This window comes from Xenorhabdus yunnanensis, from assembly GCF_028598805.1.
Lineage (GTDB): Bacteria > Pseudomonadota > Gammaproteobacteria > Enterobacterales > Enterobacteriaceae > Xenorhabdus > Xenorhabdus yunnanensis.
The window spans coordinates 36389-57703 of the sequence record NZ_JAQRFI010000015.1; the positions used below are offsets into that span (position 1 = coordinate 36389).

Genomic DNA, 21315 nt, shown 5'->3' on the forward strand with positions numbered 1-21315 from the left:
ATGTGGCCTTTTAAGCGAAAAGCCGCTGAGACTCGTAGTATGAGTATTGATGAGTTTCTTGCTCTGGCGGGTATATCTAATACCAAATCAGGCGAGCATGTTTCACCCTCGACAGCCGAGGGCTTGCCTGCGGTGATGAATGCTGTCACGGTGATTAGTGAAGCCGTGGCGACCATGCCTTGCTACCTGTATCGGGTTCAGCACCAGAACGGCAAAGAGTCCCGCGAATGGCTCAGTGATCACCCGGTGGATTATTTGCTTAATGAATGCCCGAATGACTGTCAGACGCCGTTTCAGTTTAAGCGAACCCTGATGCGTCATTGCTTGCTGAATGGCAATGCTTATGCGGTGATTGTCTGGGGGCGTGAGGGGCAGCCACAATCTTTGCATCCTTACCCGCCTTCTGCGGTTGTGCCGCAACGGTTATCGGATCACCGGTTCGCGTACACCATCACCGAACCCTATAGCGGCAAGGTAAAAACTTATCTACAGGAAGAAGTTTTACATTTGCGCTATGCCACAGAAGATGACTTTTTGGGGCGTTCGCCTGTCACTATCTGCCGTGAAACTTTAGGTCTGGGACTGGCACAACAACGCCACGGCGCCAGCATCATGAAAGACGGCATGATGGCGGCAGGGGTAATTAAATCCGCTGATTGGTTAGATGGTACAAAAGGCGCTAAGGCACTGGAAGCGCTCGAACGTTATAAAGGCGCACGTAATGCAGGGAAAACACCCATTCTTGAGGGCGGGATGGAATACCAGCAATTAGGCATGAGTAACCAAGATGCCGAGTGGCTGGCTTCCCGTCGCTTCACCATTGATGATATCGCCCGTATGTTCAACGTCAGCCCGATCTTTCTGCAAGAGTATTCGAACAGTACCTACAGTAACTTTAGTGAAGCGTCCCGCGCTTTTCTGACCATTACCATGCGCCCGTGGCTTGCCAACTTTGAGCAACAAATCAAATAGGCCTTGCTGATGGCATCGCCAAAAAGAGGCATTCGTTATCAAGTGGAATTTGATACCGCCGACTTGCTTCGCGCCAATCCGAAAGAACGCTTCCAGAGCTATGAGACGGCGATTAAATCTGGTGTCATGTGCCCGAATGAAGCCCGTGAACGTGAGGGACTCTCTCCCCGTGAAGGTGGCGATGAATTTAGCCAGGCATGGAAGCAAACGGTAGAAATCAAGAAACAACCGGAGGGCAAGGAATGAGGGCAGGCAGATTTAGGCATCGGGTGACTATCCAGAAATCCGAGCAGTCACGCGCCCCGTCAGGGCAGGTTATTGACAAGTGGGTGGATGCCGCCACCGTCTGGGCGGAAGTGAGGGCGATTAGCGGGCGTGAGCGTTTGGCATCCGGTGCCGTGTTCTCTGAGGCCACTGTGCGTATCTGGATGCGTTACCGTGATGACGTGACCACCGCCAATATCATTCTCTATAACGGGGCTAACACCAGAGGAACCGCGTTTGACATTGTGGCGGTTATCCCTGATGCGAAATGTACCCGCTTAGAACTGCTTTGTAAGGGAGGTGTATTCTGATGAACCGGATTGAAATTCCCCTGAATGAAATCAAACAGCATTGCCGGCTGGATGAAAGCGACACGCTTGATGATGCCTTGTTAATGGGCTATGCCGAAGCCGCGCTGGAAGTCTGCCAGCAACATATCGGCAAACGGTTTGATAACGGATTGGTTTTTACCTCTGCTATCAAGGTGGGCTGTCTGCTTTATATCGGTTTGCTGTATGAGAATCGGGAGATGGCAGTGGATGCAGAGCTTAAAGAGGTGCCTTTCACCATTAAATCATTGTGGTCTGTGTATCGTGATGTGGGAGTTTACTGATGCCGTGGCAACCTTTAAAGCGCTGTAGCTATCCTAATTGCCGTGAGCGTGTGAAGTCAGGCCGTTGTGAACAACACCAACGGGAAGCCCGACGGCAGCAGGACAAACAACGGGGAACCCGAACCCAACGAGGCTACAGTAACCGATGGGGACGCTACCGGCTGCAATACCTGAAAGCGAATCCGTTATGTGTCCACTGCCTACAGCAAGATATCTATGCCTCTGCAACGATTGTGGATCACATTATCCCGATACAGGGTGAAGCTGATGTGTTGTTCTGGCCTGAATCCAATCATCAATCGTTATGCCCGCCCTGCCATAACCGCAAGACCGTACAGACAGATCCTATCACCAAAGCGAAGCGCAAACAGGGTATCTATCAGGAACGGGAAACAGAAGCGGCAAAGTGTCGCGGTTGGTTAGTCGCAGAATAATAACAAATGAAATAGTGGGTGGGGGTATCAAAAATGACAAACGCGCTTCTCAGCGGAACCGACCTCCTCCTCAAATTTTTACGCACAGCACTTTTTTTGAAAATAAACTCACAAGGAAGACAGAAAATTATGGCAAGGGCACCCAAACCCCCGACTTATCTTAATGACATTGCCGCCAGTCAGTGGAAATCCAAGGCAAAAACCTTAGGCGAACGGGAAGATCTGACCGCCGCCGACTGGAACAACTTAGAACTGTACTGCGTCAACTATGCCATTTACCGAAAAGCGGTGGCAGACCTTGATATTCGGGGCTTTAGCATCGTAAACAGTCAGGGCAGCGAAAGCCGCAATCCGTCACTGAGTGCCAAATCCGATGCAGAAAAAATCATGATAAAAATGTCGTCATTGCTCGGCTTTGATCCTGTGTCACGGCGTAAAAATCCGGTAGAAACTGAGGAAGAGGACGAGTTAGACCGCCTATGAATGCATGGGAGCGGTACGCTCTTGATGTCGAAAATGGCAGAGTTCCGGCTTGTAAACGGGTAAAACAGGCGGTGAAACGCTACTTTAACGACCTGAATAACCCGCTTTATGTGTTTGATTCGGAGGTGGTGGAGCGGTTTATTGCTTTTTCCCGTCACTGTCCACACGTCAAAGGCCATTTGAGGGGAAAGCCGATTATATTAGAACCGTGGCAGCAATTCGCCTTTGCCAATCTATTCGGCTTCAAAGTCAAAGCAACCGGACGGCGGAAATATCGCAGTGCTTACATTCAAGTGCCGCGTAAAAATGCTAAATCTACCGTTGCCGCGATACTGGCGAACTGGTTTCTGGTGATGGAGAACGGGCAGCAGGATATCTACACCGCCGCTGTGAGTCGCGATCAGGCACGTATTGTGTTTGATGATGCCCGCCAGATGAGTCTGTTATCAAAGCCCCTGAAAAAACGGGTTGTTATCCAGCAACACAAAATAACCTATCCGAAGAGCAATAGCCTGCTAAAACCGCTGGCAGCCAAAGCCGCCACGATTGAGGGTACTAACCCCAGTCTGGCAATTGTCGATGAATATCATTTGCACCCTGATAACGCCGTCTATTCTGCCCTTGAGCTGGGTATGGGCGCACGTCCCGAAGGTATCCTGTTTGCCATCACCACGGCGGGCAGTAATGTGATATCAGCCTGTAAACAACACTATGATTATTGTTGCCAGATATTGGACGGCGAAGAGCAAAACGAATCGTTATTTGCTCTGATTTACGAACTGGACGACGAGAACGAGATTGATGATGAGCGGCTTTGGGTGAAGGCCAATCCCAATCTGAATGTCTCCGTAGACACTGCCTCATTGCATGACACCATCCAAAAAGCCCGTGGCATACCCTCGCAATGGACAGAGATGTTAACCAAACGCTTTAATATCTGGTGTCAGGGCGAAACCCCGTGGATGGGCGAAGGCGCATGGAAAGCCTGCCAGTCAGATTACGATGAAAACGACCTGAAAGGCTTGGAATGTTACGCTGGGCTGGATTTATCTTCTACAGGCGATATCACCAGTATTTGCTACACGTTCCCGGTGGATAACGAACTGTTATTACTGACTCGTCATTACCTACCCGAAGCCCAGCTACAGAACCTAGCGAATAAGAGCCGGGTAATATACCGTCAATGGGCGCAAATGGGCTGGATTCGAACCACCACAGGCGATTGCATTGATTACGACCGTATCCGTGATGACATTCTCAAAGACAGCCAGCACTTTGATATCAAACTGGTGGGCTTTGATACATGGAACGCCACTCACCTACGTACTCAGCTACAAGGCGCGGGGCTGGATGTTGAGCCGTTCCCGCAAACCTATATGCGCTTTAGCCCTGTGGCGAAATCTGCCGAGGTGTTCGTTAACCGCAAGGTCATTCGTCACAACGGCGATCCAGTGCTGGCTTGGGCGATGTCCAATGTCGTGATGGAAACGGACGCGAACGCTAATATCAAACCGAACAAGAAGAAATCCGCGAATAAGATAGACCCTGCAATCGCGTTCCTGATGAGCTTTGGCACGTGGCAGATTGAGCATGAAGAGTTTGTGTTTAGCCTGAGTGATGAACAGAAACAGAGACTGGATAACTTTGATGGAATTTAGATAACAAATTGATTTTTTTAATGCCTGTGCAGTATAGGAATTAATGAAATCAAATGCTCAGAAGGTTAGATATCACACACCTTTTTGGGATTAGTCGCTACTTTATCTGACAGTGTTCTGTAGAAAAGTGCGACTAAATCTGACAGTCAGCTATGAGCGAGGAGGTGACATTATGTCTGAAAAAACATTCAGCGCAAGAATGGTTAAGATCCGTCGGGTTAATCGGGGCAATTCATGATGAGGAGAATAATCCATTGTTAAAGTAAGAAATTTATAACTTTTCTATAAATTATTTTTAACGATAAGAAGGCTGTACGCCTAAAATCTTATCCATATAATCACTCGTAGGCATTACCGTACAGGTCTAACATCAACCAGGGAGACACGTGAGCGTGTTTTGCCCATAGGTTTATTTCATTTTTTTCTTTTTAATATTTTTTCCGCTAGCCCTTCCCCCATTTTACTCCTCATTGCTTTTAATATTTTAAAGAGAGTTAGTTCGTTGTCGTATCGTGGCTTTTTCTCAACATAAAACTCCTTGTATTCTTCAGGTGATATTTCTGATAATAGGTATCTCTTTTTTAATTCTGCTGGTTCAATGAACCAGCCTGCGACTTGCTCATCTGTCATAGCTGGAAGCATCTGAAAAAATAGAAGGTTAAAATGTTCACCAAAACCAATTAAACGCTTCAAATAATGCTGTGGAACACCACGAATTGCAAAAGTGTCCTTTTCCTCCATGTTATTTAAAAATTCAATGACTTCACGCTTTGAAAAGAATAATGGTATTACATTCCTTCCGTTATGCTTTTGTGGGAACTTATAATATGAGCCGGAGACGTTATATTCTTCTCTTTCCATCAAGATCCAAAAAGGCTCCCCAATCCAATCTTTTGCTGGCAACGCTGAAACCAACAAATAATCAGCAACCAAAATATTAAACTTTGGTAAATTTTCAGTTGTTAACAAGGTAATGCCATGTTTTTCGGCGTACTCCTTTGCCCCGCTTTGGTAACCTGATTTGCTGACTATAACTCCAATTATGTTCCCAATATCAGTAATTTTATTGCAAAATGGCATAATAGTGTCCCGGTCAAGAGGACGCTTATGATATTTACACTCTATTGCTACACGATGTGTAACGCCCGCATTTTCAAATTGGTAAAACACATCAACTTGATACTCACCTTTTAACCCTTTAAGGGTAACATTGCGGCTAACCTTTACACCATTATCTCGTGGGTTAAGCAACGTCGAGTAGACGTACTGTGTGTAACTTTCCAGATCCTTCCATGTTTCAATCATATGCACCACTTTTTTAATAAAATCGTACGAGCTTTCATGCTAGTATAACCTCACTGACATGCACCCCATTGATTATAACATCCATGATGTTAGCAATGTCCGCTTCTGGCACTGAGCTGACTGTCATATTTACTTGAACCCAGAGTAGCAAGGGTATCAGATCTCATCTGGACAGCATATAACGCAAAAAGGTAAGCGGTTTTTACTGGTTCGCTTATTGAGTCCGATAAACCAATCAGTTAAAGTACCCCCGTCACTGGCAAAATCCAGTGGTCAGGGTTTCGCAGCCTTGTAAACATACCCCACTGGTAGGAAATTTCTACCAGTGTGTCTGCTATCGCCTACTCAATGGCGGTTCTGATAGGGGAGGTTTCGGCCTCGCCGGATGGGTATGTTCCGGTACTGCGAACCCTGTCTGAATCGCCACCATCAATGTTCAATTAATGGAAGGGGTAGCAGGAATGAATAACGTTAAAAATGATTGGCATCAAGCCGACATTATTGCTGAATTACGTAAGCGCGGTACAACTTTAGCGGCTGTTTCTCGTGAATCTGGCCTCAGTTCATCTACACTGGCAAATACTCTCAGCAGACCGTGGCCGAAAGGCGAATGGATTATTGCTAACTATCTCGAAATACACCCATCTGAAATCTGGCCCAGCCGTTATTTTGATTCGTATGGTGAATTGATTGAACGCAAGGTTCGGGATAAATCATAAAAATAATCAGTTCCATTTAAAAATCATCGGGAAGATAGCCGTAACGGGGTATCTTCTCACTAGCAGTAACATTCGTAGTTGTTACTTTAATAGTTTTCAACTGAATACACGCAACCCTCATAGCTTGGAACGTTAAACGTACTGACCACGTTTTATTGTTCACTCATTCACTCTCATTCTTTCTTTTCTTTTGTATTGTTTTTATCTTATGCTTTGTTTATAGATTTGTTCAGTGTTCTATGTATAAACAATTATATAAACAAACAAGAACAAACGCGTTAAAAAATGAGGTTTATTTATTCAATATCAATCAGTTGCGTTTAAATTACGAGTATAGACTATATATAATTACTCAAGGTTGTTCTCATGGCGTATACTTATGCGCTATTTCGTTTTTGTTTAGTGGATTGATGCAATATACATGGCTGGAAAAAAACCAACTAACAACAGTATGGCTGAACCAAAAGATCGCCAAGTGGAAGGGCTGAAACTTCCACCACACTCTTTGGAAGCAGAGCAATCCGTGTTAGGCGGTCTGATGCTGGATAATGAACGTTGGGATAATGTATCCGAGCGGGTTACCAGCAATGACTTTTTCAGCCGACCACACAGGCGTATTTTCTCTGAAATGCAGCGTTTGCTTGAAAGAGGAAAACCCATCGACCTGATTACATTATCTGAATCTCTTGAACAGAATGGTGATCTCGATAATGTTGGCGGGTTCGCCTATCTTGCCGAATTGTCAAAAAATACCCCAAGTGCAGCGAATATCAACGCTTATGCCGATATCGTCCGTGAGCGTGCGGTAGTACGCGATATGATCGCAGTAGCAAATGAAATTGCAGATGCAGGCTATGATCCACAAGGCCGAACCAGCGAAGAACTCTTGGATTTGGCAGAATCACGCGTATTCCAGATCGCAGAAAATCGGGCGAATAAAGATGAAGGCCCGAAAGGAATTGAGGAAATCCTTACAGAAACCGTTGAGCGAATTGAGATGCTCTATCAGCGCCCACATGATGGCGTAACAGGGGTTTCTACGGGCTACCAAGATTTGGATAAGAAGACCGCTGGCTTACAAAAATCAGATTTAATTATCGTGGCAGCGCGTCCTTCAATGGGTAAAACCACCTTTGCGATGAACCTGTGTGAAAACGCAGCGATGATGCAGGATAAGCCTGTTCTGATTTTCAGCCTTGAGATGCCCGGTAATCAGATCATGATGCGTATGTTGGCATCCCTATCCCGCGTTGATCAGACACGTATTCGTACCGGTCAGCTTGATGATGAGGATTGGGCGCGAATTTCCAGCACCATGGGGATTTTGCTGGAAAAACGCAATATGTATATCGATGATTCATCCGGTTTGACGCCAACAGAAGTGCGTTCCCGCGCGCGGCGGGTTTTCCGCGAACATGGCGGACTCAGCTTGATTATGATCGATTACCTGCAATTGATGCGGGTACCTTCTTTATCTGACAACCGAACACTGGAAATTGCGGAAATATCCCGCTCACTGAAAGCATTGGCAAAAGAGCTTCAAGTGCCGGTTGTTGCACTCTCCCAGCTAAACCGTGGTTTGGAACAGCGGGCCGATAAGCGACCGGTTAACTCCGACTTGCGTGAATCAGGCTCTATCGAACAGGATGCTGACTTGATTATGTTTATTTATCGTGACGAGATTTATCACGATAACAGTGAACTAAAAGGCGTGGCTGAAATTATCCTTGGTAAACAGCGTAACGGCCCTATCGGTACAGTAAGGCTGACGTTTAATGGTCAATGGTCACGATTCGATAATTATGCTGGGCCAAGTTATAGCGACGAGTAAATCTGAGCACCTATCGCTTATGTTCAAATGACTGAATAATCAACATCGAAGATAGGCTGTTATTTATCAAACCTGATTGAAAAATTATAAAAAGGGGATGAAATGAAAGCGGCAACTGCTGTTATCGACCGCCGCGCTCTGCGACACAATTTGCAACAGGTGAGAGTACAAGCTCCTGACAGTAAACTGATTGCAGTTGTGAAAGCAAACGCCTATGGACATGGTTTATTAGAAACTGCGTACACAATGGAAGATGCTGATTGCTTCGGTGTCGCTCGAATTGGGGAAGCACTTGCCCTGTGTAGTGGTGGGATCGTCAAACCCATCTTGCTATTGGAAGGTTTTTTTGAAGCGGCTGATCTGCCTATTTTAGTCGTCAACCATATTGAAACCGTAGTGCATTGCATTGAGCAGCTCGAGGCACTGGAACAGGCGGATTTGTCCTATCCGATTAAAGTGTGGATGAAACTGGATACAGGCATGCATCGCTTAGGTGTCAGGGTCGATGAAGCAGAAGAATTTTATCAACGTCTGAGCCGCTGCCATAACGTTGAACAACCCGTTAATATCATCAGTCATTTTAGCCGTGCAGATGAGCCTACGGTTGAGACGACTCAGCAACAAATTGATTGTTTTATGGCATTTATTGCAGATAAAGCCGGCGAAAAATCCATCGCTGCCTCTGGGGGGATTTTATTGTGGTCACAAGCGCATCTGGACTGGGTGCGTCCCGGCATTATGATGTATGGTGCTTCGCCAACGATAGATAAAACGGCTACTGACTTCAATTTAGTCCCTGCGATGACACTAAAATCCAGCTTAATCGCAGTACGTAAACATAAAGCAGGGGAGTCGGTAGGATACGGCGGTATGTGGATCAGCGAGCGTGATACCTGCCTTGGCGTTGTGGCGATGGGATACGGTGATGGTTATCCCCGCAGTGCACCAGTCGGTACACCTGTATTTATCAATGGACGGGAAGTGCCGCTTGTTGGTCGCGTATCCATGGATATGATTACTGTGGATCTGGGACCTGCATGTCAGGATAAAGTTGGAGATGAAGTTACGCTTTGGGGGAATGTTCTGCCAGTGGAAAGAATTGCAGAGCATTCGGGGATCAGTGCTTACGAGCTGATTACGAAGCTGACCTCACGTGTTGCAATGGAATATCTAGACGAATAATCTGGTAAGTTATATTGTTTGCTATTGTATCTTTTATAAACTCACTAGCAGGGAGTATAACGTAGTGTTCCAGAATGTTGATGCGTATGCGGGTGATCCTATTCTGTCGTTGATGGAAGTATTTAAAAACGATCCTCGTGCAGAAAAAATTAATCTGAGTATCGGGCTATATTACGATGAGCAGGGTATAACACCAAAATTGCAGGCTGTTGCGGCTGCCGAAGCACAAATGCGCGCTTTGCCACAGTCTGCGTCTCTTTACCTCCCAATGGAAGGGTTGTTTGCTTATCGCGTAGCAATTCAGGAATTGCTGTTCGGCAAAGATCATCCATTGTTAAACCAGAAGCGTATTGCAACCATTCAAACATTGGGTGGCTCAGGTGCACTGAAAGTAGGAGCCAATTTCTTACATCGTTATTTTCCAGATTCTGAAGTATGGTGCAGTGATCCGACCTGGGAAAACCATGCTGCCATTTTTGCCGGAGCTGGCGTCAAGGTGAACTATTACCCTTATTTTGATGATAAAACCAAAGGGGTGAAATTTGACGAAATGCTGGCAACATTCAAACAATTGCCTACAAAAAGTATTATTTTAATGCATCCTTGCTGTCATAACCCAACAGGTTCAGATCTCACTAATGATCAATGGGATCAGGTGGTTCAAGTTGCCAAAGAGCGGGAATTGCTACCTTTCCTTGATATCGCTTATCAGGGTTTTGCTGATGGCATGGAAGAAGATGCTTATGTGATCCGAGCAATGGCAAATGCGGAGCTACCTTGTCTGGTCAGTAACTCATTCTCGAAAATTTTCTCATTGTATGGTGAGCGAGTTGGTGGGTTATCAGTTATCTGTGACGATGCAAAAGTGGCTGAACGTGTTTTAGGGCAATTGAAAGCGGGAGTGCGCCGTATTTACTCCAGTCCCCCAAATTTTGGGGCGCAGGTTGTTGCCAGAGTATTGAGTAATACTGAGTTAAAAAACCAATGGCTGGAAGAAGTAGAACGGATGCGCTTGCGTATTCTGGAAATGCGGACAGTATTGGTAAATGCATTAAAAAAAGCCTTGCCGGAGAAAAATTTTGACCACTTACTGAAACAGCGCGGCATGTTCAGCTATACCGGGTTCAGCCAGAAACAAGTTGATAGATTGCGTGAAGAATTCGGTGTTTATCTGGTCGGTTCTGGCCGTGTTTGTATGGCTGGAGTGAATCACCATAACGTACAGCGTATTGCAGAGGCATTTTCTGCGGTGAGTTAGTGATCTTATATCACTGGTAGAATTTCAAGTTGCAGCTTTATTGGCCGCAACTTGAAATTGCTAGCTTAAAAAAGTGTTAGCCCAAATTAGAAGATTTTTATAGGGTATTTGTGATTGAAGTTTGTTCGCTCTGTCAATCTATAACTTCTTCATATATAGTAGCCATCTAAATATAGTAATCATCTAAATTTAAAAAATCTTTCACTTTAATATTAAATGCCAATCGAATATTTAACTTAATCCTTCTTCATGAAAGGATTAAATAAATGGAAATAAAGAAAATGTAATACCAACTCTTGAACTCTTTCATCGGTCATTCAGATGAACATTAGTCTGTAAAGGTGACATTGCGCTTTTATTGGGATAATTATCAAAAGAGTCAAAGCATTATGGATATGCAATCAAGAAAGTATGGTAGAACGTTCCATTATCCGTTCTCGCCAGGCACGACCAGTGACGATCGTATTAATTCTCATTGGTGGCTCGATATGAAAAAAATTAAGCAGCTTATTCATACCGAAAAATTGGACGGTGAGAATAATTGTTTAAATCGCTATGGCGTATTCGCCCGTTCACATGCGGCACCAACACAATCGGCATGGACTCAACAGATTCGTCAGCGTTGGCAATTGCTTAAAGACGATTTAGGCGATATTGAGATCTTTGGCGAAAATCTTTATGCCATTCATTCCATCGAATATCTTCATATTGAAGAATACTTCTTTGTATTTGCGGTGCGCATTAAAGATTGCTGGCTCAGTTGGGAAGAAGTCAAATTTTATGCCGCATTATTCGATTTTCCGACAGTGCCTGAAATCAATATTCCTGAAACATCGAATGAATCTGCATTTATGCAAAATATTATTGAAACGGCAAGGCAGGGCAGTTGTTTTTCTTCTTGGGATACACAAACCAAGCAAGAGTGCTCAATGGAAGGCATTGTTAGCCGAGATGCAGGAGAATATTTGATAACTGATTTTGCGCATCATGTTTTTAAATATGTGCGAAAAAATCATGTTAAAACGGATATACATTGGAAACGTCATTGGCAAAGAGCACCTCTATATTTCGAACGTCTTTCTGGTTCAAATAAAAATAGGGCAAAAGGAGAAAGGGAATGAGTTGGGTATTCAGCCACCATAAGTCATGGGATTATTTATCCTCAACCTTCTCTTTTATCGCTGATATGAATGGTGTTCAGCAAGATCCCATTCACCATGCCGAAGGTGATGTCGCAATCCACACTCAAATGGTATTGGCGGCATTGGAGCTATTACCCGAATATTCATTATTGGCCCCGGAAGAACAGGAAATTCTTTGGACGGCGGCATTATTACATGATGTAGAGAAGCGTAGTACGACGCGGATAGATTGGGATGGACACATTATTTCTCCGGGACACGCCCGTAAAGGAGAATTAACGGCCAGAAAAATTCTGTTTCAGCAAATACCAACACCATTTGCAATACGGGAACAGATCGCCGCACTTGTGCGTTTCCATGGATTACCATTGTGGTTAATGGAAAAACCCAGTCCACAAAAGGCATTATTGGCGGCATCATTGCGTGTTGATACTTATTTGCTGGCTTTACTGGCAAAAGCAGATGTATTAGGGCGCACATGTCATGACGCACAGGAATTATTGGAACGTATTGAGCTGTTTGAGCTTTACTGCCGTGAACAGGGTTGCTGGCGGGAGTCACGGGTATTCTCATCTAGTGAGGCTTGTTTCCATTACTTTTTTACGGATAGTGAGCAGCCAGATTACCAGCCTTATGATAACTATGGCAGTCAGGTAACCTTGTTGTGCGGATTGCCGGGGATGGGTAAAGACCATTTTATCCAACTATATGGCGAAGGAATGCCTGTGATTAGTCTGGATGCGATTCGTCGCGAACATCAAATTAGTCCAGAAGATAAACATGCCAATGGTTGGGTTGTACAGCAAGCAAAGCAGCAAGCCAGAGATAAATTGCGTAGCAGGCAAAATTTCATTTGGAATGCCACCAACCTGACAGAACAGATACGCCAGCAACTCATCAAATTATTTGTGAGTTATGATGCCCGAGTTAGGATTGTTTACATTGAACAAGACTATAAACGTTGGCATAAACAGAACAGCAATCGTCAATATGCTGTACCGGATAAGGTGATGGATCGGATGCTTGGTAAGCTGGAGGTTCCGACACCGGAAGAGGCACATGAAGTTTGCTATTTCATTGACTCGGAGCTTTTGAATCGATAACTACAGAATATATTTCTGGTGATTTCGCTGAAAAGATCTTATTGGAAAAGATAGAAGGCTGTTGGAATTACGTAGCCTTCTATTTTAATGATTTCAGTATGAAAGAATTACTTCTTTAGTAACTGATAGAACGTCGGGTTGTCATCACATTGTCCGCCGCCACATTCCAATATGGTAGAAACCAGATTGGCTGCAATTAAAAATGCGAACAAACCCATAGCAATTTTGCCTAATGGTGGTGGCGTGTATTTTGCTGAATCAGTATTACCGATTTTCAGAGGCATAATAACCGCAATGGCAATGATCGTCAGAATAGACAGAATTGCGGCCCAAGTATAAAAATGCAGGCCGAAGAAAGTTGAACCATATCCCATATCTCCCGGCAGGATATGGAGAGAAACCTGACGCATGGCAACGAAACCAGTCACAATACAGCCGAGTAATGAGAGGCTATAATGGGCGTTTTTTATACCGAAGTAAATATTAAACAAAAAGCCGAAACCAATCATGATGATGCCTGCACGCTGCAATAAACATAATGGGCAGGGAAGTTCAAAACGCGCTAGCTGATAATAAAACGCGACTATCAAAATTACACTAATACCGAACAGACCGAGGATATTCAAGGCCATTGCGAGGTTAACATTACGCGGTGCTGACATTGTATTATTCATTACGGCCTCCGATTAAAAAGAAAGGTTTAATGCATCAGTTGCATGATATTTAAACCAAAATACCGTGATGATGAATAAAGCAAACCAAAGCGTATATGTCAGCTTTTTTTTGCCAGTAATGACAGTGACGATTGTAACTAGCGCAATTAAGAACGGTAAAAACATATACATGTTTAATCTCCATTATAAATTTAAAGAATATGTTATGCCATTTTGGCATTGATGCATTGGTAATATGATCATTAATAATATTAGGTCAACCATATATTATGAGATCATCAGATAGATTATTTCACTAACCCTTTCGCTCTACAGGAAGTTTAGCTGTGAGCGGAAAACAAGCTTGTTATTACTAATAATTGGTTAGTTGCATGATTTTCTGACTGAGATGTTTTTCCTCATTTTCTAACTGGCTAACTATATTTTCTAACCGCCTGACTTTAGCGTTAAGAACGTTAAGTTTATTGTTTATTTCTATGATTTTATGGATTATTTTGAAATTTTGATGTCGATTTTTTTGGGAAGGAGAGATATTGTTTTTTGCCATTAGACAGTTAACCTCAATGTGATTTTTAGCGCTATCAGGCCGTATTTATTTGAATCTTGAATATAGCGTAATCATAGAACACATCTAGTAAACTGCAATACAACAGAAAGATAAATAATCTGCCTTTAATATTTTATTGAGCCGAAAGAGGAAAAGTACAAATCTAATCCCCGTTTACACGGGGAACACGTGGTTTTTCACCACAAAGATAAATATTCTGCCGGTTTATCCCCGTACATAGCAACGGGGAAGAAAAATTGAATAATGTGCTTTAAATCCTAAGCCACTATTCAGAAAGATCATCGTATCATGAGAAAGATAATAGTACCAAAATAGAACATTATTCTCACTTAGGTTGTAGTATCGGCTTCAAAAAACGAGCAGTGTGAGATTTTTCGCACTGGGCCACTTCTTCTGGTGTTCCCGATACTAGTATCTTACCGCCACCGCTGCCGCCTTCAGGGCCAAGGTCGACAATCCAGTCAGCCGTTTTGATGACATCCAGATTATGCTCGATGACAACAATGGTATTTCCTTGATCCCGTAGTTGATGCAGAACAGACAGCAATTGCTGAATATCCGCAAAATGCAGGCCAGTTGTTGGCTCATCAAGGATATACAGGGTCTGGCCTGTACCCCGTTTGGATAATTCCCGCGCGAGTTTTACCCGTTGTGCTTCCCCGCCTGAAAGTGTTGTTGCAGATTGCCCCAGACGAATATAGGAGAGGCCAACATCTATCAAGGTTTGTAGCTTGCGGGCAAGAGCCGGGACTGCATCGAAAAATTCACAGGCCTCTTCAATGGTCATATTCAGCACTTCATTAATATTCTTACCTTTATATTTGATTTCCAGCGTTTCGCGGTTGTAACGCTTGCCTTTGCATTGATCGCAAGACACATAAACATCAGGCAAGAAGTGCATCTCAACTTTAATTACGCCATCACCCTGACAGGCTTCACAGCGTCCACCTTTAACGTTGAAACTGAAACGCCCCGGCGTATAACCACGGGTTCGGGATTCAGGAACTCCAGAGAATAATTCCCTTACTGGGGTGAACACGCCAGTATAAGTAGCAGGGTTTGAGCGAGGAGTTCTGCCAATCGGGCTTTGGTCGATATCGATCACTTTATCAAAGTGCTCAAGACCTTGGATATCGATGTAAGGTGCAGGAGTAATATTTGTTGCCCCATTGAGCTGGCGCTGTGCTATAGGGAACAACGTATCGTTGATCAACGTTGATTTGCCGGAACCAGAAACACCAGTGATACAAGTAAACAAGCCAACAGGCAGTTTTAATGTCACCTTTTTCAGATTATTACCTTTTGCGCCAATCAATTTCAGCATTTTGTCTGGATTGGCTGGCACACGCCGCTCTGGAATGGCAATCTTGCGTTCACCACTCAGGTATTTGCCTGTGAGGGATTTTTGGCTTCCCATAATATCGGCTATAGTGCCTTCGGCAACAATCTCACCACCATGCACACCCGCTCCTGGCCCGATATCAATAATATGATCAGCCGCACGGATGGCGTCTTCGTCATGTTCGACTACGATAACGGTATTGCCCAAATTGCGCAGATGCAGCAGCGTTTCCAGCAAACGCTCATTATCCCGTTGATGCAGACCAATGGAAGGTTCATCCAGCACATACATTACACCAACAAGACCAGCACCAATCTGGCTCGCCAGACGGATACGCTGTGCTTCCCCGCCAGAAAGGGTTTCTGCTGAACGAGAGAGAGTCAGATAATTCAATCCAACGTTAACCAAGAATTTCAGACGATCATGGATCTCTTTCAGGACTTTTTCGGCAATTTTGGCTCGTTGTCCACTCAATTTGATATTTTGGAAAAACTCCATCGCATGACCGATGCTGAAATCCGAAATTTGCGGCAGCGTGGTATTTCCGATAAAAACATGACGTGCTTCTTGACGCAATCGAGTTCCGTCGCAAGAAACACAGGAGCGATTGCTGATATATTTTGCCAACTCTTCCCGTACTGAGGTGGATTCCGTCTCTTTATAGCGGCGTTCCATATTATGCAAAACACCTTCAAACGGATGGTTACGCACGGTCACATCGCCACGGTCATTGGTGTATTTGAATTCGATAGACTCTTTGTCTGAACCGTATAAAACCGCTTTTCGAATGGCTGGGCTTAACTGATTAAATGATGCTTCGATATCGAATTTGTAGTGTTCAGCCAGTGATTTCAGCATCTGGAAATAATAGAAATTACGGCGATCCCAACCGCGGATTGCACCACCTGCAAGGGAAATATCTTCATTCTGAACAACACGCTCGGGATCGAAAAATTGCTGAACGCCTAAGCCGTCACAAGTTGGGCAAGCACCAGCGGGATTGTTGAAGGAAAACAGGCGTGGCTCCAGCTCGCTCATACTATAGCCACATATTGAACAGGCAAAATTGGCGGAGAAAACCAGTTCCTCGGCCTGAGTATCATCCATATTGGCAATAACGGCAGTACCACCGGAAAGCTCCAACGCAGTTTCGAGTGATTCCGCCAATCGTTGAGCGAGGTCAGCACGTACTTTGAAACGGTCGATGACGACTTCGATAGTATGTTTTTTCTGTAATTCGAGTTTTGGTGGATCGGAAAGATCACATACTTCACCATCAATACGGGTGCGGATATAGCCTTGTGCCGCGAGATTATCCAGCAGCTTGGCATGCTCGCCCTTACGCTCTTTGACGACAGGCGCCAGTAGCATCAGGCGTTGACCTTCCGGCAGTGTCAGAACGTTATCCACCATCTGGCTGATCGTCTGTGCCGCCAGCGTAATATCGTGTTCAGGGCAGCGCGGTTCGCCCACTCGTGCAAATAGCAAGCGGAGATAATCGTGAATTTCAGTTATTGTTCCGACGGTAGATCGCGGGTTATGGGAAGTAGACTTTTGCTCAATAGAAATGGCCGGTGATAGCCCCTCAATATGATCGACATCCGGTTTTTCCATCAGTGACAAAAATTGGCGGGCATATGCAGAGAGTGATTCAACATAGCGGCGTTGCCCCTCTGCATACAGGGTATCGAAAGCCAGAGATGACTTACCGGAGCCAGATAGCCCAGTAATGACTATTAGCTTGTCACGGGGAATTATTAAATTGATATTCTTGAGATTATGGGTGCGGGCGCCCCGAACTTCGATGTTATCCATATACCACTTCCCAGATTATTGATAGTGCAAAACTCTATTTATAGTGCAAAACTCATAAACGCGTCATTATTGCACAAACATTGCTGAATGGATATACAGTGTTTAATGGAGAATTATACTGTAACCATGATAATGTAAAGTACGATGAGCTTCGCAAAGTATAATATAACGGCTCTCTGTTTAAACTTAGTCCTCGCATGGTAAACTACTTCGCTTATAATTAGAGAATTCTATTTTTTAGCAAAATTCATTTCATCAGGAGTATTCCCAATGGCCAGCAGAGGCGTAAACAAAGTTATTTTAGTGGGTAATTTGGGGCAGGACCCGGAAGTTCGCTATATGCCGAATGGCGGTGCAGTCACCAACATTACTCTGGCAACGTCTGAGAGCTGGCGTGACAAGCAAACCGGTGAGATGAGAGAGAAAACCGAATGGCATCGCGTAGTGATATTCGGTAAATTGGCAGAAGTCGCCGGTGAATACCTGCGCAAAGGCTCTCAGGTTTATATCGAAGGTTCTTTACAGACTCGCAAATGGCAGGATCAGAGTGGTCAAGATCGTTATACCACGGAAGTTGCGGTCAATCCTATCGGCGGCACCATGCAAATGCTGGGCAGCCGCGGCAGTGCAGCAAGCCAAGATGCACCAGCACAAGGTGGTTGGGGACAACCACAGCAGCCACAAGCATCTCAGCAATTCAGCGGCGGCGCTCCGTCTCGCCCGGCACAGTCTCCTGCGCCACAGAGCAATGAGCCACCAATGGATTTCGATGATGACATTCCGTTCTAACGTTTACTAAGAGCATTTAGGTAAGTTTCTGTCTATAAGACCCCGTTTATACGGGGTTTTTTTGTGCTTACATAATATTTTTTATCGATTTTTTGGTATAAATAGGTTTATTGGCTACCTTTGGAAAGTGGGATGGGTTTTTCGTAGGGATTACCATTATATAAGAAAGGTTCTTACGGTATTGGTTTTATCATTGTTTTTAGTTAGATGTGGTGAGCTGAAGCTTGATGCTTCAAGCAATACAGCAATGAAAGAATCCATTCAGAAAATAAATCAGGAATTGTCATCAGAAGACCGAGTGAAGTTCAAAAAACAATAGAGGTGACTATATTCAAAGTCGGTTTTTCTAATGCTGATAAAGCCCAAAAGATTCAAAAGTTCAAAGCAGCACTTTATGGCAAAACGGCCAAAGAAATCATAGAAATGGGTGAGAAGAAGTAAATAAGCCTTAAGAGGAGCTTTTCTCTTCATATACAGTTTGTAAAACTCATTGCACCATAGATGCAATAATGTACAATGCAATACAAACGTAATTACATTTGAGGATACTATGAGTACGATTCAGATAAGAGTAGATGAAGAACTTAAAGAGAGTGCGTATCGGGCATTTGATAAACTGAACCTGTCACCCTCCGATGCATTGCGACTCTTTCTGCGTTATGTAGCAGAAAATGAAAAACTGCCGTTCGCGGAAGTATCCGTGATGGTCTCGGAACACGATGAGGATGAGGACATTCTAGAAGTAGTACGTGATCGCCTAAAAAATTCCGCTAAACGAATTCGGGTAAATCTCGATGACATTTAGTATTGAATTTGACGAACGTGCTTTAAAAGAGTGGCAAAAGCTTGATAAAAGTATACGTGAGCAGTTTAAAAAGAAGCTGCGAAAGCTACAAGGTAACCCTTATGTTGAGTCAGCTAGATTGCACGGAGAGTTATCTGGCTGCTTTAAAATAAAACTTCGTTCTTCGGGATTTCGTCTTGTCTACCAAGTGATAGACGAAGAGATTGTGATATGGGTCATAGCTGTAGGTAAAAGGGAGGCTTCAAAAGCTTATAAAATGGCCAGCGATCGCATTGCGCCATAAGTCATAGGGTTATAATAACAAGTATTTTGCAGGAGCTTTTTACTGGGAGAAATGTGGATAGCTTCGTTCATACATAAAACAGGTCATGATACCAATTTATTGATAGTGATGAATGTTTAAATAATACCCTATGACCCTGTCATGTATTTCGATGGATTTTGAAAAAGACAACGTTTTGCGAGTCAGTCTTGCTAAATGTTGACGAAGATTCAGATTATGTCTCTCTATGCGTTGTGTATAACGCTTACTGACCACATGCAGCTTCCCCGCCAGTGTTTTTTCATCGCTTCTCCAGCCATCGGTCATAGAGATCACAATGTTGAAGGGAGCCAGTAGCGCCATCAGACGCATCAATGTTTTCTTTGTTCTTGGGTCAAAAACGTGGGCGATCACTTTCCGTCTGATCTGGCCGTAAGCATAAAAGAGCCAACGGGGCTGATTCTTTGACTTCACATACGACCACTGCTCATCCATTTCGCAACAGACAATCACTTCAGTGCCGGGAGCAATGGCTTCTGTTACCGATTTGGGTCTGAGCTTTTTAAATGGCGAAGGACAGTATTCAGACCAATCCCCATCACACGCACTGTCGCCCGGCATCCCATTCCATTACCGATAATACAAAGCTTTAATATGCTCATTTGATACCCCAGTAACAGTATGATGTTAACAAAAATACTGGGGTTAGCTTAAGAAGAACAGCATGAAGCACTTTGATGCAAATCAAGAATCACACTGAATATCAGAAAATTTTTTCTCAAGAAACTGACTTATATCATTAAAGATCTGTATTAATAAAAGTGACTGACGATGCCTTTTAATCATTTAACAAAATATAAAATTGATCGATCTTGCTCTTCACCTCGGTGTTTAACTATTTCATTGCGTTTATCTTGCATCAAGATATTCAAATTAGTTGCATGTACGTCTTCGGCTATGTGATCTATGCATAAGACACCCATGCTAAATATCGCTTATATTTTTCAACAGAAAATCAAACAAATAAATAGCATGAGCAGATATAAATATATTGAGGTTATTTACCCAATATATTTACTCAATTGCTTTACCCAACGATTGTCGGATATAAGAACCTGCCCCCAGTAACCCGGGTTTATCATGGGTAATCAGATACACGGGAATATCCTGCAAATAACTCGTAAATCGGCCTTTGCTTTCAAATCCCTGCCGAAAGCCTGATTTTTGGAAGAAATCAAGGAAACGTGGAACGATCCCACCTGCAATGTACACGCCACCAAATGCACCAATATTCAGCGCCAAGTTTCCGCCAAAGCGCCCTAATGCTGAACAAAAGAGTTCCAGCGCCTGTTTGCAGGTAGGGCAATTTCCGCTTAGAGCAAGGTCGGAAATATCGCGTGGGGTAAGCTCTTCTGCGGGTTGACCGTTCAACTTCATTAAAGCACGATAAATATTCACCAAGCCAGGCCCGGAAAGGACACGTTCGGCGGAGACATGATCATATTCTTCCCGTAGTACACTCAACATATGATCTTCTTCTGTGCTGTCCGGTGCGAAATCTACATGACCACCTTCACCGGGCAGGCTCATCCATTGGTTTCCTGTGTGAATCAGATGGGCGACACCTAATCCAGTACCTGCCCCATAAACCGCGATGGGACGCTTGGCTTGAGGTTGCTTTCCACCAATCTGAATCACATCATCAGCTCCCAGAACCGGAATAGCGAGGGAAACAGCGGTAAAATCGTTAATCACCTCAAAACGTTCCCATCCCAGAGACGCTTTCATTTGGCTAACGGAAAAACGCCAACTGTGGTTGGTCATGCTGATAATATCATCCGTCACCGGACAGGCAATGGCGATGCAACCATAATTGACTTCACAGTTTTGCTGTTTCAGGTACTGGCGGATAACAATTTCAAGCGATGCATAATACGCACAGGGATAGACTTCGACTGCGCTCAGTTGCCCAGTATCCACATCACATAATGCCAGTCGTGCATTTGTACCGCCGATATCGCCTACCAGGGCGTAAGTTGTCATGGTGTATCTCCTTAAGTCTTACAGAATGCTCTATACCCTTCGTATTTCAAGTT

General features: G+C 44.1%; 20 protein-coding genes and 2 pseudogenes. 16 read left to right on the top strand and 6 right to left on the bottom strand.

The window, feature by feature from the left end; all coding sequences use genetic code 11:
• The 6 genes and pseudogenes from PSI23_RS08455 (at window position 1) to PSI23_RS08480 (ending at window position 4424) form a co-directional block, all read left to right on the top strand.
• A pseudogene (locus PSI23_RS08455) lies at window positions 1–1218 on the top strand (phage portal protein).
• Window positions 1215–1547 (top strand): phage head closure protein, encoded by a 333-nt coding sequence (locus PSI23_RS08460; protein ID WP_273554682.1) that lies wholly within the window; start codon window positions 1215–1217, stop codon window positions 1545–1547. Before PSI23_RS08455 ends, PSI23_RS08460 begins: the two are co-directional and overlap by 4 nt.
• Window positions 1547–1849, top strand: a complete 303-nt coding sequence (locus tag PSI23_RS08465; protein WP_273554683.1) for a head-tail connector protein — start codon at window positions 1547–1549, stop codon at window positions 1847–1849. The genes PSI23_RS08460 and PSI23_RS08465 overlap by 1 nt, the downstream gene beginning before the upstream one ends.
• Window positions 1849–2283: an HNH endonuclease gene (locus tag PSI23_RS08470; RefSeq protein WP_273554684.1), complete on the top strand. Its 435-nt coding sequence runs from the start codon at window positions 1849–1851 to the stop codon at window positions 2281–2283. Before PSI23_RS08465 ends, PSI23_RS08470 begins: the two co-directional genes overlap by 1 nt.
• Before the next feature lie 129 nt (window positions 2284–2412).
• Window positions 2413–2766: a phage terminase small subunit P27 family gene (locus PSI23_RS08475; RefSeq protein WP_273554685.1), complete on the top strand. Its 354-nt coding sequence runs from the start codon at window positions 2413–2415 to the stop codon at window positions 2764–2766.
• Complete coding sequence (locus PSI23_RS08480) at window positions 2763–4424, top strand: terminase large subunit (protein WP_273554686.1); 1662 nt, start codon at window positions 2763–2765, stop codon at window positions 4422–4424. Before PSI23_RS08475 ends, PSI23_RS08480 begins: the two co-directional genes overlap by 4 nt.
• A 414-nt stretch (window positions 4425–4838) precedes the next feature.
• Here the strand turns inward: PSI23_RS08480 and PSI23_RS08485 are convergent, their stop codons facing one another.
• Window positions 4839–5729, bottom strand: a complete 891-nt coding sequence (locus PSI23_RS08485; RefSeq protein WP_273554687.1) for a restriction endonuclease — start codon at window positions 5727–5729, stop codon at window positions 4839–4841.
• Window positions 5730–6190: 461 nt separating this feature from the next.
• Here PSI23_RS08485 and PSI23_RS08490 point away from each other — a divergent pair, with 461 nt between their 5' ends.
• From PSI23_RS08490 to PSI23_RS08515, 6 genes are all read left to right on the top strand, one after another.
• Entirely contained in the window at window positions 6191–6448 is a 258-nt protein-coding gene (locus PSI23_RS08490; RefSeq protein ID WP_273554688.1) for a helix-turn-helix domain-containing protein, read from the top strand.
• A 421-nt stretch (window positions 6449–6869) separates the two neighbouring features.
• Window positions 6870–8279, top strand: coding sequence for a replicative DNA helicase (gene dnaB, locus PSI23_RS08495; RefSeq protein WP_273554689.1), 1410 nt, complete (start codon window positions 6870–6872; stop codon window positions 8277–8279).
• Between the two features lie 102 nt (window positions 8280–8381).
• A complete protein-coding gene (gene alr, locus PSI23_RS08500) occupies window positions 8382–9461 on the top strand; it encodes an alanine racemase (RefSeq protein WP_273554690.1) in 1080 nt (359 codons plus the stop codon).
• A gap of 64 nt (window positions 9462–9525) precedes the next feature.
• Window positions 9526–10719 (top strand): amino acid aminotransferase, encoded by a 1194-nt coding sequence (locus tag PSI23_RS08505; RefSeq protein ID WP_273554691.1) that lies wholly within the window; start codon window positions 9526–9528, stop codon window positions 10717–10719.
• 389 nt (window positions 10720–11108) lie between these two features.
• Window positions 11109–11840 carry an RNA ligase family protein gene (locus PSI23_RS08510; protein ID WP_273554692.1) on the top strand — a complete coding sequence of 244 codons (732 nt, stop codon included), beginning with the start codon at window positions 11109–11111 and terminating at the stop codon, window positions 11838–11840.
• On the top strand, window positions 11837–12964 hold the full coding sequence (locus PSI23_RS08515; RefSeq protein WP_273554693.1) for an AAA family ATPase: 1128 nt from the start codon (window positions 11837–11839) through the stop codon (window positions 12962–12964). The genes PSI23_RS08510 and PSI23_RS08515 overlap by 4 nt, the downstream gene beginning before the upstream one ends.
• 107 nt (window positions 12965–13071) lie before the next feature.
• Here PSI23_RS08515 and PSI23_RS08520 read toward each other — a convergent pair whose 3' ends face one another.
• From PSI23_RS08520 to uvrA, 3 genes are all read right to left on the bottom strand, one after another.
• A complete protein-coding gene (locus tag PSI23_RS08520; RefSeq protein WP_273554694.1) occupies window positions 13072–13638 on the bottom strand; it encodes a disulfide bond formation protein B in 567 nt (188 codons plus the stop codon).
• A gap of 12 nt (window positions 13639–13650) precedes the next feature.
• Window positions 13651–13809, bottom strand: coding sequence for a DUF5993 family protein (locus tag PSI23_RS08525; protein WP_306309549.1), 159 nt, complete (start codon window positions 13807–13809; stop codon window positions 13651–13653).
• Between the two features lie 722 nt (window positions 13810–14531).
• A complete protein-coding gene (gene uvrA, locus PSI23_RS08530) occupies window positions 14532–17363 on the bottom strand; it encodes an excinuclease ABC subunit UvrA (protein WP_273554695.1) in 2832 nt (943 codons plus the stop codon).
• A gap of 270 nt (window positions 17364–17633) precedes the next feature.
• Between uvrA and PSI23_RS08535 the strand changes: the two genes are divergently transcribed.
• The 4 genes from PSI23_RS08535 to PSI23_RS08545 all read left to right on the top strand — a co-directional run bounded on the left by PSI23_RS08535 (window position 17634) and on the right by PSI23_RS08545 (window position 19240).
• Window positions 17634–18152, top strand: coding sequence for a single-stranded DNA-binding protein (locus tag PSI23_RS08535; RefSeq protein WP_273554696.1), 519 nt, complete (start codon window positions 17634–17636; stop codon window positions 18150–18152).
• A gap of 127 nt (window positions 18153–18279) precedes the next feature.
• A complete protein-coding gene (locus tag PSI23_RS23190) occupies window positions 18280–18471 on the top strand; it encodes a DUF6694 family lipoprotein (protein ID WP_373567299.1) in 192 nt (63 codons plus the stop codon).
• A 231-nt stretch (window positions 18472–18702) separates the two neighbouring features.
• Window positions 18703–18957 carry a type II toxin-antitoxin system RelB/DinJ family antitoxin gene (locus PSI23_RS08540; RefSeq protein WP_273554697.1) on the top strand — a complete coding sequence of 85 codons (255 nt, stop codon included), beginning with the start codon at window positions 18703–18705 and terminating at the stop codon, window positions 18955–18957.
• The gene (locus PSI23_RS08545; RefSeq protein WP_273554698.1) at window positions 18947–19240 is read left to right on the top strand and encodes a type II toxin-antitoxin system RelE family toxin; all 294 of its coding nucleotides are present in this window, start codon (window positions 18947–18949) and stop codon (window positions 19238–19240) included. The genes PSI23_RS08540 and PSI23_RS08545 overlap by 11 nt, the downstream gene beginning before the upstream one ends.
• 96 nt (window positions 19241–19336) lie before the next feature.
• On the opposite strand, the pseudogene PSI23_RS08550 reads toward PSI23_RS08545, so the two are convergent.
• Window positions 19337–19851 (bottom strand): annotated as a pseudogene (locus tag PSI23_RS08550) (IS1 family transposase); the annotation flags it as partial.
• Between the two features lie 442 nt (window positions 19852–20293).
• Window positions 20294–21262 (bottom strand): glucokinase, encoded by a 969-nt coding sequence (glk, locus tag PSI23_RS08555; RefSeq protein ID WP_273554699.1) that lies wholly within the window; start codon window positions 21260–21262, stop codon window positions 20294–20296.
• Window positions 21263–21315: the final 53 nt, after the last annotated feature.